This is a genomic window from Prevotella sp. KH2C16, assembly GCF_900113305.1.
In the GTDB taxonomy this organism is placed as follows: Bacteria; Bacteroidota; Bacteroidia; order Bacteroidales; family Bacteroidaceae; genus Prevotella.
Genome location: NZ_FOOW01000026.1, coordinates 16595 through 30724, shown reverse-complemented (window position 1 = coordinate 30724; position 14130 = coordinate 16595). Strand labels below are relative to the sequence as shown.

Here is a 14130-nt window from a genome sequence, read left to right as displayed (position 1 = left end):
TTGTCCACGGATACAGCAGAGGTAGTACTCCTTGAAGTTTCTGTAAGTACCGAAATGGTAGCATACCAAGATTGTCATAATCTCACTCTCGGATAGCCTGCCCTTGCGGTTACGGTAGCGCTTCCCATCGCCATCATGAGAGGGCAATGGGAGGTTTTGGGCCAGTTCTGCATTCAAATTCTTGTCAAACTCATCGATAATACAGAAAATTTCTGTAACTTTGTCCTTGGTAATCATCGCTTGGTTGTTTTGTAACTTGTTGATTTTCACCTATAAAGGTACAAAATATTGGCGAGATTACCAACTTTTATAATGCTTTTCTTATCCCGAACTCGCGTATATATTAAGCCTGAGACGGAGGAATTTCTAATTCAGGGAATCGAGTCTTTGCTGGCAGGTTCCGACCACGGAGAAGCCAGTCAGGATGATGACAGTCATGAGTCAAAGGTGGGATTTTTTGGCAGCGACAATGTAGCTGCCAATTCTGACTTTAGTTCTTGGGAAGACTAATAGAATCGTTTTATTATATTCAGAGCCAAGGTGGAGCGGTCGTGCGACCGCTCCATTTTTTCTTGTTCGAGCATGTAGACAGGCTGCCCGGATGCCCGTTTCTTTCATCGAAAGCCCTTGCTGTATGGTGAAAGACGGTTGACAGTTTAGTAAAATAGCCTATTTTACCCTCACGAAGGCCGTGTTTTCCTCTTTCCGCAGTCTATTGTAGGGGCGCAATCCCTCAATAGAGCAGTATCAATCCGGCAAAGGCGGCCCAGCAAATCATGTGGATGGGGTTGACCTTTACATATTTCGTGCCGACGAAAGTAGCAATGAAAAGGGCTATGCTGATCCAGAACTGCCACGGATTGGATATTGGAGAGCTGAAGTTTTCCTCATTGCAAAGCAGGAGGGTTGCCGCAGCCAAGAGACCTACGACGGCCGGCCGGAGTCCCGTGAAGACGCTCTGCACGGCAGGCGTGTTCATGTATTTCATGAACATCTTACTTATTAAGATCATCAGGATGAAAGAGGGAAGCACGAGGGCGAATGTGGCCGTAGCGCTTCCGGCTATTCCCATGAGGTTGTCGAATCCCGCATTGCGCACGGCCGTGTAGCCGCAATAGGTGGCGGAGTTGATTCCAATGGGGCCTGGAGTCATCTGGCTGATGGCCACGATGTTGGTAAACTCCGCGCTCGTGAGCCAATGGTGGTGCACCACCGTCTCCGTCTGGATAAGTGATAGCATGCCATAGCCTCCGCCAAACCCGAACAGGCCTATCTCAAAGAATGTGATGAAGAGGTAAAGGTAAATCATTATTCGGTAGGTTTTAGGAAAGCTCCATAGAGATATCCGCCCACTCCGGCGGCAATGATGATATAGATGGGATTCACTCCGAGTGCCCAGATGAGCAGGGCGCTGCCTATGGGAATCCAGCAGTTCACGAGGCTGATGTGCGCGCTTTTTGCGAGATTGAAGGTGGGAACGGCAATCAAGGCCACCACGGCAGGGCGTATTCCCCGGAACATAGACTCCACCCAGGCATACTCCATGAACTGATGGAAGAACATGGCAATGAGCAGAATGATAAGAAAGGAGGGCAGCGCCGTGCCTAAGGCGGTACAGAAGGCACCCTTCAGTTTGCGGAGTTTATAGCCGATGAACACGCTGATGTTGATGGCAAAGACGCCCGGACAACTCTGGGCGATGGCAATCAGGTCAAGAAATTCATCTTTTCCAATCCAGCGTCTCTTGTCTACCACCTCGCTCTCGATGATGGGAATCATGGCATATCCGCCGCCCAAGGTGAAGGCTCCGATTTTAAAAAAGGTCTTGAAGAATGTCCAGTAGTCTGTCCGTTGATCATTATTTGCTTCTTCCGTAGCAATGGAAAACGGTATCTCGGTCTGTTGGGGAGGAGGAATATTACCCGCTTTTTTTTCAGTTCCGTCGTTTAACTCTTCCATCTGTTGTTTGTTGTGTTATGTCAATATGTCTTGCCCGCTTGCGCCGTCTCCCTTTCGGGAGAAGACGGCGGTAGGCTTTTTTTATTTCTTTTGCTCAATCCACTTCCTCGCATTGACAAAGGCCTCCATCCACGGCGTTATCTCATCGTCCTTGCGGTTGCGGGGGTACCAGGCCTGTTGCCATGGGAAGATAGCGCGTTCCGGATGCGGCATCATGGCGAGATGGCGGCCGTCGGCCGAGCAGATACCCGCCACCTGATAGTCGGAGCCGTTCGGATTGCCTGGATATTCGGCGTAGCTGTACTTGGCAACGATATTGTAATGCTCCTCCGGCTCCGGCAAATCGAACCTGCCCTCGCCGTGAGCCACCCAGATGCCGAGCCTGTTTCCGCTCAGCGAACCCAGCATGACGCTGTCGTTCCGGGGAATGTCAAGTCCCAGAAAGGCACTCTCGAACTTCTGGGAAGTGTTGTGCAGGAGGTGTGCGCGATGCTTGTGCTCGGGGTTGATGAGATTCAGTTCCACCATGAGCTGGCATCCGTTGCAGATGCCGAGGCTGAGTGTATCCTCACGGGCATAGAACTTGTCGAGGGCTTCCTTGGCCTTCGGATTATAGAGGAAGGCTCCTGCCCACCCTTTGGCCGACCCTAAGACATCCGAGTTGGAGAAGCCTCCACAGAAGACGATCATGTGGATGTCTTCCAGCGTTTCCCGTCCGCTGATGAGGTCGGTCATGGTAACATCCTTCACATCGAAACCTGCGAGATAGAGGGTATAGGCCATCTCACGCTCGCCGTTGGTGCCTTTCTCACGGATGATGGCGGCCTTGATGCCCGACGGTTTGCGCCGGTCGGCATTCAGGTCATATTGGGCGAGCCTGCCGGTGAGGTCGGGACGGAATCTCATCACTATCGGCTGCTCCTTGTAATGCCGATAGCGCTCCTTGGCCATGCCGTTAAGGCTCTGCTTACGGTCGAGCAGATAGCTCGTCTTATACCATGTGTCGCGGAGCGCATCGATGTCGAAGGTATGCCCATAATCGTCTTTCTTGATGACGAGCGTGCGCTCCTCGGGCGTGGGATAGCCTATCTTGGCATAGCCGATGCCATTCCCCTCCAAATAGGCCTGCAGTTCCAGCTTGTGATTGTCGCTCACCTGAATGACCACACCAGGGTTCTCGGCAAAGAGCGTTCTTACAATATCGGCGTCAACCAGGTTGTGCAGGTTGATGTGCAAGCCACCTTTCGTGTTGGCAAAGGTCATCTCGAGCAGCGTGGTAATCAGTCCGCCCGCACTGATGTCATGTCCGGAGAGGATCCATCCCTTGCGGACGAGCTCCTGAATGGCCTCGAAACAGCTGCTGAAATAGTCGGCATACATCAATTGATTGCCGTTATAGTCGCCATAGGGGACATTGTCGCCCACCTTGCCGAGGCTCTGCGCGAAGGCACTTCCGCCCAGTCTGGCCGGCTGGAAGCTGAAGTCTATGTGGTAGAGAGACGAGCGCTTGTCGTTCACCAGCACCGGGGAGACCACCTTCCGGATGTCGGAGACTTCGCCGCCTGAGGTTACGATGACGGTTCCCGGCGAGATGATCTTCTCGCCGTCGGGGTATTGCTGACTCAGGGAAAGGCTGTCTTTGCCCGTCGGCACATTCACATGGAGGTCGCAGCAGAAGTCGGAGAGAGCCTGGACGGCGGCATACAGACGGGCGTCCTCGCCTTTCTGCGAGCGGCAAGGCCACATCCAGTTGGCCGAGAGACTTACTCCCTGCAGGCCTCCGGCCAAGGGAGCCCACACGATATTGGTAAGCGACTCTGCTACCGACAGCACCGAGCCGGCCTCAGGCGAGGCTAATCCGGCCTGGGGAGCATGGCCAAGGGCTGTCGCGATGCCCTTGCGGCCGCGGTAGTCGAGGGCTACGACACCACAGTCGGACAGCGGGAGCTGGATCTCTCCTTGTGTCTGCTGCCGTGCAATCTTGCCGCTTACGGAGCGGTCGACCTTGTTTGTAAGCCAGTCCTTGCATGCCACGGCTTCCATCTGCAGCACGCGCTGGAGATATTCATCGAGTTTATCGAGTGAATAGGTGGCGTCTTCATAGTGCCGCGCCACGGTCTCGTCGGTCATGACGGTCTTGGGAGAGTGGCCGAACATCTGGGCCACATCGAGGTCGAACGGCTTCGTGCCGTCGCCCTGTACGAAAGAGAAGTGGGCGTCGCCCGTCGTCTCGCCGACCACATACATCGGTGCGCGCTCGCGCTCGGCAATCTTGCGCACATGGTCGAGGTGCTTCTCGTCAATCAGCAGCCCCATGCGCTCCTGCGATTCGTTGGCGATGATTTCCTTGGCGCTAAGCGTCTTGTCGCCGATAGGCAGCTTGGTCATGTCTATCCGGCCACCGCAGTCTTCAACAAGTTCCGACAGACAGTTCAGGTGTCCTGCCGAACCGTGGTCGTGAATGCTGACAACGGGGTTGTTGTCTTCCTCTACGAGTGCCCTGACAAGATTGTAGGCGCGCTTCTGCATCTCGGGATTGGCACGCTGGATGGCATTCAGCTCGATGCCGTTAGAGTATCGGCCGGTGTCGACGGAGGAGACTGAGCCGCCGCCGAGGCCGATGCGATAGTTGTCGCCGCCGACCACTACGACCTTGTTTCCTTTCTGCGGCTCTTTCTTCAGGCAGTCGCGCTTCTTGCCGTAGCCCACGCCGCCGGCCAGCATGATTACCTTATCGTAGCCCAGTTTTTGGTCGTCCTCCTGATGCTCGAAGGTGAGCAGCGATCCGGCAATCAACGGCTGGCCGAACTTGTTGCCGAAGTCGGAGGCTCCGTTTGAGGCCTTGATGAGAATCTGCTCCGGCGTCTGATAGAGCCATTTGCGCACGGGGAGTATGTCTTCCCAGTCGCGCTGTGTGTCGACCTTTCCTTCGTCGTCCTTCAGGCGGGGATAGGCGGTCATATAGACGGCCGTTCCGGCAATGGGCCAGGAACCTGTCCCTCCGCCCATGCGGTCTCTGATTTCGCCTCCTGTGCCGGTAGCCGCCCCGTTGAAAGGCTCCACCGTGGTGGGGAAATTATGCGTTTCGGCCTTCAGGGAGATGACGCTCTCGATGTTTTCTACCTGGAAATAGTCGCTCGTAGACTGGTCTTTGGGGGCAAATTGTTCAATCACGGGTCCTTGGGCGAAGGCTACATTGTCCTTGTAGGCCGACAATATTCTGCCCGGATGCTCCTTCGTGGTCTTTTTGATGAGGTTGAAAAGGCTCGACTCCATCTCCTTTCCGTCGATGATGAAGGTTCCCCCGAATATCTTGTGGCGGCAATGTTCCGAGTTGATCTGGGCAAATCCAAAGATCTCAGAGTCGGTCAGCGGCCGTCCATTTTGCTTTTCTATCTTGTGGAGGTAGTCTATTTCCTCGGGCGAGAGGGCCAGTCCCTCTTCCTCGTTATACTTTTCGATGTCCTCCACATGCCTGACGGGCTCGGGATCGTGGTTCACGGTGAAGATATTCTGGTCCAACCCCTTGTACATGCGTTGCAGCATCGGGTCGTGCTCGGCGTCTTCGGAGACAACGGGGAAGTACTCCTCTATACGCGAAATGCCGCTAAGACTCATGTTCTGGGTTATCTCAACGGCATTCGTACTCCATGGGGTGATCATCTCGCGGCGGGGACCCACATAGAAGCCGGCCAGCTCCTCGGAGTCGATTGGCGTTGCGTTGCCGTAGAGCCAACTAAGTTCATTGATTTCATTGGAATCCGGCTGATGGTCTATTTCAGTCGCAATCACATGCTCTTTCTGAGTCTTGAAGAAAAGAATCATACTAATTATCTATAATAAAGGTGAGTTTACTGGATGCAAAGATACATATTTTCTTTGGATTCTGCCGACCTCTCCCGATATTATTTTTCATGTTTTAGAAGTAGGGATATTAGATTCAAGGAGAAAGATGGCAGGGAAGTGGCGCTATAGAAATAGATTCCGTATCCTAAGCTTTGTTTTCCCTGGCATGATTTTATTATGTATAGTCTTTGGGCTCAATAGTTTGTTCGGAAAAGCAGGAAAGCCCTCTGTCAGCCTTTTTGCAGAGATAGATTCCCTGGTCTTTTACGGACTACTGTATGCTACTCGTCATGTGGAATGTCTATGTCTTCTATCTTGTCTCCGATGAAGATGATTTCCAGATTAACAGTATAAATCTTACTTTGGTCGGAATAGGGGTATTTCATACAAACTTTATAGCTTATCCGAGAACAATCTTCATTAACATAAGTTATCTCCATTGTTGACAGAGAAGTTTCATCAAATCCCAAATTGTCAGTAACGAAGTCGTACCCATCTCCTTCTTCTTGGTCTCGCAACATGGCATCATAGAAATTTTTAGTGCAATACTTTTTTATTATGCTAAAACTCTTTTCATAAGGACATTGTCCTTCTAAAAGAGGTTGAGACTTTTCTTCATCAAGTGCTTTCTTGTATTCCGCATAGAACTTGCGGATATAAGCCTCACGGGGATTTACCGGATTGTCAGCCTTCACGATATTCATGAGTACACTTCCAAATGCGAGCAATATAGCTGTTGCCAGATAAATAATAGTTTTTTTCATAATTCTGATTGAGCTTATTTGTTATATCTATATATCTTAAAGTTAGTTCTTGCATACCATGGATTTACATATTTGTAATGCTCAATATAGTCAGAGACCCAATAATAAAAAAGTTTTTTTAGTAGATAGCATAAAAGTAAGATTACAATAGTTGCTACAAAACTATATTTTTTATTTGACAAAATAAAATATTCTTGTCGTTTTTTCTGTGATAACGGGAATTTTTAATTTACAGGGTTAGCTGCAGAGATTGCCTTAAAAGCTATAATACATACTGTAAAACAGGTGGAAGAATATTTCTGAATAATTAGCCAGACAAGGAATAGAAAAGTAAAAGGCGGCTAAAAGCTCGCCTTTTAACGGCTTCCGACACTCCTTCTAACGGCTAAAAGGTGAGCTTTTAGCCGTCTTTTGCAAGGCTTGCAGTATCTTATTGATTTTCAGGTGGTGGTGTTCTCGTCTGGTTTCCTTATCGAAAACTCGCAGCCGCAGTAGGTTTGATTATAGAAATGGTTCTCCTTGAGCAGGGCGTTGCGCCGTTCCTGCAGGCCACCTACGCGCCAGTTCTGTCCCCACCAGATGATGCCGGTCTGGGCACAGGCCCATTCGCCGGCCTCGTTGATTTGCTCCAGACTCTTCCATCGGGAGGAGGCGAGGGTGGTGGTGAGCACCTTGTATCCGTTTTCCTGAGCGTACCAGGCGGCATGCAATAGTCTCATCTTGAAGCATTTCAGGCACCGCAGGCCTCGTTCGGGCTCTTTCTCCAACCCCTTGATACTGTATTTCCAGTCGGCATGGTCGTATTCCGCGTCGACTTGTTGCAGCCCGAGGGCCTTGGCATAGCGCATGCACTCCTGCTTGCGCACCTCGTATTCGCGCTCGGGATAGATATTAGGGTTATAATAATAGATGGTGGGGGTGATGCCGTGCTGCATCATCCATTCGATGATGGCCGACGAGCAGGGTGCGCAGCAAGTGTGCAGCAACACGCGGTCGGTGGCATAAGGAATCTGTATGGGGGCTCGTTTCATTTCTTTTTCGGTGTTATTTCTGACTGCGGAGCAGGTGGTAGGCACTCTGTTTCACCTTGTTCATCAGTGGTTCCGGATAATCCGGATGTTGCTCAATCCAGTATCCTACGAGAAATTTGGCCTCATGACTGTTATGTCCTCCCAACAAGGCGTTGAGCCAGTTGGTGGGAAAGAAGATGTCGCCCGTTTGCTGAATTTCCTGCAGGGCATTCAAGCCCCGGTAGACAAAGTCGTTGTTCTGTGGCTCGCGAGCCCCGGTGCTTAACAGGGCCAGCATCTTGGCGGCCCAGGGCTCCACGCTGCGGTTGTCCTTGTCCAGCAGGCTCTCGAAGAGTTTCTGCTGGATGCCCTTGTCGGGATTGCAGGCTCTGGAGATGTAGTCAAAGGCTCTCAACTCGTCGATATTTGACAGCCGGGCGCGTTGGATTTGTAAGATTTCCTGCCATTTATCCGGTTTTACGATGGCCAGATGATATGCCATGTCGGTAAAATCCTGCTCCGTGAACAGTAAATCGCTGTGTAACTTCCATTTTTCGTATGTAAATTCAATCGCCTGAGCTGATATGCAGGTTTGCGAAATATATCTTAATAGTTTTTGTTTAATACTTTTCTCTGGATGGTTTTGCGCATCATTAAGTAAATAATATTCGAAGAACTTCTTGCTCTCGGTGCTTAGCTCTCCATAGGCACTTAGCAGATAGCTGCACAGGGCGGAGGCTACGAGCGGGTTCTCCTCGTTCATGAGGAAGGTGTTCATCGTATTCATGTACTCTCCGGGCTTGATGCGGTTCATCAAATAGTTCTCGTAGAGTGTCATGATGGCTGCAAAGCGGTTGAGTTCATTTGGCATGATACGCCATGAATACTCCATGACGGCACAGCTCAGACTGTCGGCGACAAAGCGTCCATACCCGCTGCCGTCGTAGTTAGGAATGATGGCGTAGGGCTTTTCCGCAAGCGGAATCTGCACCTGGGGCTGCTGCATGTCTACCTCTATGCTTTTGATGGAATCGCCGTGGGCATCATAAAGTCCTATCTTGAACTTTTGTTTCCAGACCAATCCGCGTCCCCAAGGGTCTTGCTGGGCAATGATGAGCCGGCCGTCGGCATACTGCGTGTGAATAGTGGGAAGCCCTTTCTGTTTCACCCAGACATTTACCCACTCCTTGATTCCAGATTCCGGGGCCTCTGATTGCAGGATTTCTATCAGGTCATCCCATGTTGCATTGCCGTAGGAAAACCGTTTGAGATATTGTATCAAGCCTCTGCGAAGTTTCTCTTCTCCAATCTGTTCTTCAAATTTTCGCATCATGACGGGCGCCTTTTGATAGATGATGTTGCCATAGAGCAGGCCGGCATCTTTCAAGTTGGCCAGCATTTGGTGGATTGGATGCGTTCCGTCGGTGCGGTCGGTGCTTAGGGCACGCACTTGATAGGCCTTCAGGAAGTTCAGTTCATGGTTGATTTCGGGAAATTGCTCACGGCTGATTTTCGCGGCAAAGAAGTTGGCGAATACTTCTTTCGTCCACACATCGCTGAACCAGCGCATGGTAACGAGGTCGCCAAACCACATGTGAGCGGTCTCGTGGGCTATAAGCTGCAGGCGCGTGAGCTCCTCGTCGGGGGTAGGGGTGTCGCCTAAGAAGATTTCGCGGTCGGTGAACTGGATGGCTCCCGGGTGTTCCATGCCCCCGAACTGATACCCGGGGAGGACGACGAAGCCGTATTTGTCGAACGGATAACTGATTCCCGTGTATTCTTCCATCCATCGGATGGAGAGTGCTGCTTCGTCGAAGATCTTGTCTAACTGGGCTGTCTTCCGCGCGTCGGTTTCCCGATAGAGCGCCTGGAGTGTGCGTCCATCCCTCTGCACGGTACTTTCCTGGAACTTTCCGGCCGTGAAGGAGAACAGGTAAGTAGGTATCGGGTGGCTGTCTGCGCTGCTAATTTGCTTCCAATCCGCCGGCAGTTGCAGGTCGAGAGAGAACTTTGCTTTCAGGTCGGGCTGGTCGAAACAGGGGAAGACCGTTCTTGCATGGGCAGGAACGAAGAGTGTGTAGAGATAGTCGTCGTGCCGGTTCAGGGCGGCATCGGCGGACACGAATGAGAGCGATAGCTCGTTTTTCCCTTGTAACAGATGACGGTTCGGAATGATGATATGCTCGTGGACCCACTCGGCGGCTACCTGTTTGCCGTTGACTATGCAGCTGCCGTCGAAGCTGTCGCCCGCAAAGTCTAGCACCAAATCTCCCTTCCCGCTGAAGTAGAAGCGGAGGGAGGCCGTACCCGTAACCTTTTCTGCTTTGTCAGCGGGGATGTTGAAGTGCAGCTGATATTCGATGTTGTCCAGTGAGGTACTCCTCTCGATGGCCAAAGCATGCGACACGCCGTCCTCCACGGTATCGGCTTGTGTGGCACAGGGGGCAGCTACCTGCAGGAATATTGTCAGCAGGAGGTTGCATAGGGAAAAGGTTTTAGCGCTCATGTCGGTTTTCTTTGGTTACGACATAGGCACTCAGGAGCACCAGAATCAGTGCCACGGGCTTGTCCCAGGAGAAGAGGTCCTGGCCAATCCAGATGGCTATGAACGATGCGACGATGGGTTGCAGGTTGGTGTAAATGCTCACCGTGGTGGCCTTGAGGTAGCGCATGGCAAACGGAATGGCAAAGTATCCGGCCACCGTGGCAAACACGATGATGAACAGCATGCCGCTCCAGCCGAGCAAGGAGTCGGCCTGCCATTCGCCGCCGAACAGCCGCGTTTGCGGGAATTCATGCCATGCAAACGGGAGGACGGCAATCGTGGAGACGAGAAATACCCACTTCATTTGGCTCACGGCAGAGTATTTCTGCGACACCTTGCGCGTTATAATCAGATAGACTGCCCACGAGAGCAGGCTCAGGACAGCAAGGGTGATGCCGAGAATGTCGTTCTTTCCGGTTCCCGACTGCCAGGTTATGATGATGCCGAGCATGGCTCCCACGATGCCGATAGCGACTCCTACGGCCTTGCTCACCGTGATTTTCTCACTGATGAAGAGGGCTGCCATGAGCATCGTGGCCACGGGCGTGAGCGAGGCGATGACCGAGAAGTAGACGGGCGTGGTGTAATAGAGGGCCCAGGCGGTGAGCGTCTGGGAAATAACGAATCCCAAGAGTCCGCCGCCCATGATGACCAGCAGGTCTTTTCCGGCTATCCTCTCCTTTGGAAGAAACAGCGAGATGGCCCAGAAAATCAGGGCTGCACCGACGCAACGGGCAGCCATGTAAGTCATGGGCGTTACCCAGCCGGCCAGCAGCCACGCCGTAACCGGCACGCCGATGCCGAAGATGATGTTTGCAAGAAGAACGGAAAAGTGCCCCGCAACTTTGTTTTTATCCATTTTTCAGAGATTGTTTTATCTTGCAAAGGTATTAATAATAATTGAAAAATGCCGTTTTCAGGTTAAAATTCTATAAACGATTTTACAAAATTAGGTCTTTGCCCGTCTAATCAATAAATTTGCAATAGATATTAAAAACCCCAAAATCAAGAAGAAATGAGAAATAGGAAAAGTATCGTAATGTTGGCCCTGCTGGCTGGAATCCTCGCCTTTTCGAGCTGTGCCAGTAAGAAGGAGCTGGAAAACTGTCAGACTGAGAACCGCGAGCTGACGGCTAACTATCAGAACACGAAGGAAGAACTGGCAGCTTCCAAGGCGCGGGTGAGCAGTCTTGAGAACCAGCTCGAGCAACAGAAGAAGGACTATGCTGCCCTTCAGAGAAGTCTCGACCAGAGCCTGAGCAATGCGAACTCCAATAACATAAACATCTCCAAGCTCGTCGATCAGATTAACGAAAGCAACCAGTATATCCGTCATCTGGTGGAGGTGAAGAGCAAATCCGACTCGCTGAACATGGTTCTGACCAACAATCTCACCCGTTCCCTGAGCCGTGAGGAACTGAAGGAGGTGGATGTGCAGGTGCTGAAAGGCGTGGTCTACATATCCCTGGCCGACAATATGCTTTACAAGAGCGGGTCCTATGAGATTAACGAGCGTGCGGAGGAAACGCTGGGCAAGATTGCGAAAATCATCATGGACTATAAGGACTATGATGTTTTGATAGAGGGCAATACGGATAATGTGCCCATCAATACTGACGCTCCCACGATGAAAAATATCCGCAACAACTGGGATCTCTCGGCTCTGCGTGCATCATCGGTCGTCCAGTATCTGCAAAATCGTTTCGGTGTGGCTCCCAAGCGGCTCACGGCCGGCGGACGGGGAGAATACAACCCGATAGCCAGCAATGATACCGAGCTCGGCAAGCAGCGCAACCGCCGCACCCAGATTATCATCACTCCCAAGCTCGACCAGTTCATGGACCTGATAGAGCAAGCTCCAGAAGAGAAGCAACAATAAATTGACAAGGGCGCCAGTCTTCATTGACCGGCGCCCTTGTTGCATCTGCGGACCTCGTGTTCCGCCTGTTGTTATTTTAAGGAGAACAGGAAATCTTCGCCGTTGAATTCCCAACTTGCGAGGTCGTATCTTATCAGCCGTGCCAGAATCTTGATAATCAGGAACCGCTTGATGTGGGCAATCTTCGAGATTACCTCTATCGGCTGGTGCGGGTTCAGCCGCATCATCTCCATCAGCCGGGACTCCGTGTCGGTATAGGGCATCATGTTCTCTTCCCTTGATTCCTGTCTCCACATCTCAATGAAGACAGGTGAAGCCACGATGTTCTCGTCCTTGATGCGGATGTAGGCCACCTCTTTCCCCTCCTCGTCGATGGCATAGACAGGGCGCTCCACGGCTCTCGGAACGGTGGCAATCACTATGTTGCGCCCTTCCACATGGTAGGTTTTGAAGTTGATGGCAGCCTCCGGGCGGCAAAACTCATAGGCCGCCTTATGCACCATATAGATTTCCTCCTCAGAACGGACGCCCGCAAGGTTGCCGTCATCCCGCACTCCAATGAGCAGCCGACCGCCCTCCGTGTTGGCAAATGCCGATACGGAGCGGGCAAGCTTCATTGCGTCGTCCACCTTATATTTAAAGTCTTGCTGTTCATGCTCGCCTTGCGCGATGAGCTCCAGCAGGTATTCGTTGTCTGTCATACTACTCTCTGTTGTCTCAAAGGTCAGTTCTGCCTATTTAAAAAGGCGATTTGAAGGGCAAATCCAATAGCCATCTTATATATCCTATATATGCGGAAATACACCAAGCGATACAGATTCCATATCCGATAAACCTTGTTCGCTTATGCTTGTCATGTGTTTTGAGATTCCTAATGATTAGTCTTAATGTGATGACAAACTGTATGATAACCGTAACACAGCAAGCATGGAAGAGGAACGGATAATCCAAAAAGTCATAGAGCACATAGAGAAAGAATGATAAATAAAAGAAGGCGAAATTGCTGGTAGCTAATTGTCGGTAAATCCACCGTGTCTTTATGTATCTCATATCCTTCAGTTTTACTCAGTTATTGGTTTCTCTTGACGGTAGCGGTGATGAACAGCATGATGCAAGAGAGGTTGTTTTTGTGTTGCTCGAGAGGACATATAGCTCGGTAGACTCACGCCTGATATCTCTTGGCGCGTACCTTGAACTTGTCGAAACCCTCGCCGTAGACGCCGATGACGGCACTTTGCGACACGAAGGCATGTGGGTCTATATCGTTGATGATGCGGAAAATCTTCTGGCTCTCGCGCTTCTTGGCAAGGATGAAGAGCATCTTCACATCGTGGCCGGAGTAGAATCCCTGCGCGTTGAGCACGGTTACGCCGCGGTGGGGGTCTTGGTTAATGCGGTGCCCGATTTCCTCGTATTTCTCCGAGATGATGAAGAACTGTACCGAACGGCGCATGGCCATGACCACCTGGTCGATGCAGAACGACGACACCCAGAGCACTACATATCCGTAGATGACCTGCTCCCAGCTGTCGAGCACGATGCGTGAAGAGGTGATGATGACGATGTCGATGAGCATGATGACGCGCCCGAGGGAGATGTCGCGGTACTTGTTCACGATGGCCGCGATGATGTCGGTGCCTCCCGTAGACCCGTTGAAGGCCAGTCCCAGGCCGATGCCGCTTCCCGTGAAGATGGCTCCTATGATGCTGGCCATGAACGGCTGGTCTTGCAGCAGGTGCAGGTTGCCCGCCCATCCCTGAAAGAATTGGAGCAGGAGGGTGAGCACCGCCACGGCGAATATCGTCTTCACGCAGAACTTCCAGCCCAGAATCTTCAGGGCGATGAGCAGGAGGATGGCGTTTACGGCAAAGTAGGTTGCCTGTGCGGGGATGCCCGTACCCCAGTAGATGATGGATGCTATCCCCGGGACGCCGCCTGTCCCGATCTCGTTCGGGAGCAGGAATACCGTCCATCCGATGCCGTAGGAGGTCATGGCGACGGCAATCATGATGTAGTCGCGCATTTCCTTATAGAGTTTGTTGTTCTTTAGCTGCATAGTGTGTCTTGTCTTACAGATTGCAAATATACAACGATTTCTCGGAAATCAGATGTAATCGGCATTTATTT

The 14130-nt window shown here is 51.5% G+C and carries 11 protein-coding genes and 1 pseudogene; 2 read left to right on the top strand and 10 right to left on the bottom strand.

Going from position 1 to position 14130, the window contains the following annotated elements:
• A pseudogene (locus tag BM114_RS12430) lies at positions 1–237 on the bottom strand (IS982 family transposase); the annotation flags it as partial.
• Positions 238–312: 75 nt separating this feature from the next.
• Between BM114_RS12430 and BM114_RS14480 the strand changes: the two are divergent.
• A complete protein-coding gene (locus BM114_RS14480; protein WP_092113886.1) occupies positions 313–510 on the top strand; it encodes a hypothetical protein in 198 nt (65 codons plus the stop codon).
• A 223-nt stretch (positions 511–733) separates the two neighbouring features.
• Here BM114_RS14480 and BM114_RS12420 read toward each other — a convergent pair whose 3' ends face one another.
• The 7 genes from BM114_RS12420 to BM114_RS12390 form a co-directional block, all read right to left on the bottom strand.
• Positions 734–1309 (bottom strand): chromate transporter, encoded by a 576-nt coding sequence (locus tag BM114_RS12420; protein WP_092113884.1) that lies wholly within the window; start codon positions 1307–1309, stop codon positions 734–736.
• Positions 1309–1959: a chromate transporter gene (locus BM114_RS12415; RefSeq protein ID WP_092113883.1), complete on the bottom strand. Its 651-nt coding sequence runs from the start codon at positions 1957–1959 to the stop codon at positions 1309–1311. Before BM114_RS12415 ends, BM114_RS12420 begins: the two co-directional genes overlap by 1 nt.
• 81 nt (positions 1960–2040) lie before the next feature.
• Positions 2041–5784, bottom strand: a complete 3744-nt coding sequence (gene purL / locus BM114_RS12410) for a phosphoribosylformylglycinamidine synthase (RefSeq protein ID WP_092113881.1) — start codon at positions 5782–5784, stop codon at positions 2041–2043.
• Positions 5785–6086: 302 nt separating this feature from the next.
• Positions 6087–6569, bottom strand: coding sequence for a hypothetical protein (locus BM114_RS12405; protein WP_143089338.1), 483 nt, complete (start codon positions 6567–6569; stop codon positions 6087–6089).
• A gap of 440 nt (positions 6570–7009) precedes the next feature.
• Entirely contained in the window at positions 7010–7600 is a 591-nt protein-coding gene (locus BM114_RS12400) for an epoxyqueuosine reductase QueH (RefSeq protein ID WP_092113878.1), read from the bottom strand.
• A 13-nt stretch (positions 7601–7613) separates the two neighbouring features.
• Positions 7614–10085, bottom strand: coding sequence for a M1 family metallopeptidase (locus BM114_RS12395; RefSeq protein ID WP_092113877.1), 2472 nt, complete (start codon positions 10083–10085; stop codon positions 7614–7616).
• Positions 10075–10983 (bottom strand): DMT family transporter, encoded by a 909-nt coding sequence (locus tag BM114_RS12390; RefSeq protein ID WP_092113875.1) that lies wholly within the window; start codon positions 10981–10983, stop codon positions 10075–10077. Before BM114_RS12390 ends, BM114_RS12395 begins: the two co-directional genes overlap by 11 nt.
• Before the next feature lie 156 nt (positions 10984–11139).
• Here BM114_RS12390 and BM114_RS12385 point away from each other — a divergent pair, with 156 nt between their 5' ends.
• On the top strand, positions 11140–12003 hold the full coding sequence (locus BM114_RS12385; RefSeq protein ID WP_092113874.1) for an OmpA family protein: 864 nt from the start codon (positions 11140–11142) through the stop codon (positions 12001–12003).
• A gap of 71 nt (positions 12004–12074) precedes the next feature.
• Here the strand turns inward: BM114_RS12385 and BM114_RS12380 are convergent, their stop codons facing one another.
• Both BM114_RS12380 and BM114_RS12375 read right to left on the bottom strand, forming a co-directional pair.
• Entirely contained in the window at positions 12075–12704 is a 630-nt protein-coding gene (locus BM114_RS12380; protein WP_092113872.1) for an AlbA family DNA-binding domain-containing protein, read from the bottom strand.
• A 461-nt stretch (positions 12705–13165) separates the two neighbouring features.
• Complete coding sequence (locus tag BM114_RS12375) at positions 13166–14059, bottom strand: YitT family protein (RefSeq protein WP_092113870.1); 894 nt, start codon at positions 14057–14059, stop codon at positions 13166–13168.
• Positions 14060–14130: the final 71 nt, after the last annotated feature.

Excerpts from the sequence above, each read along its gene's own strand:
- BM114_RS12380 (WP_092113872.1), bottom strand. The coding sequence starts at position 12,704 with ATGACAGACAACGAATACCTGCTGGAGCTCATCGCGCAAGGCGAGCAT.
- purL (WP_092113881.1), bottom strand. The coding sequence starts at position 5,784 with ATGATTCTTTTCTTCAAGACTCAGAAAGAGCATGTGATTGCGACTGAA.
- BM114_RS12405 (WP_143089338.1), bottom strand. The coding sequence starts at position 6,569 with ATGAAAAAAACTATTATTTATCTGGCAACAGCTATATTGCTCGCATTT.
- BM114_RS12420 (WP_092113884.1), bottom strand. The coding sequence starts at position 1,309 with ATGATTTACCTTTACCTCTTCATCACATTCTTTGAGATAGGCCTGTTC.
- BM114_RS12390 (WP_092113875.1), bottom strand. The coding sequence starts at position 10,983 with ATGGATAAAAACAAAGTTGCGGGGCACTTTTCCGTTCTTCTTGCAAAC.
- BM114_RS12375 (WP_092113870.1), bottom strand. The coding sequence starts at position 14,059 with ATGCAGCTAAAGAACAACAAACTCTATAAGGAAATGCGCGACTACATC.
- BM114_RS12415 (WP_092113883.1), bottom strand. The coding sequence starts at position 1,959 with ATGGAAGAGTTAAACGACGGAACTGAAAAAAAAGCGGGTAATATTCCT.
- BM114_RS12385 (WP_092113874.1), top strand. The coding sequence starts at position 11,140 with ATGAGAAATAGGAAAAGTATCGTAATGTTGGCCCTGCTGGCTGGAATC.
- BM114_RS12400 (WP_092113878.1), bottom strand. The coding sequence starts at position 7,600 with ATGAAACGAGCCCCCATACAGATTCCTTATGCCACCGACCGCGTGTTG.
- BM114_RS12395 (WP_092113877.1), bottom strand. The coding sequence starts at position 10,085 with ATGAGCGCTAAAACCTTTTCCCTATGCAACCTCCTGCTGACAATATTC.
- BM114_RS14480 (WP_092113886.1), top strand. The coding sequence starts at position 313 with ATGCTTTTCTTATCCCGAACTCGCGTATATATTAAGCCTGAGACGGAG.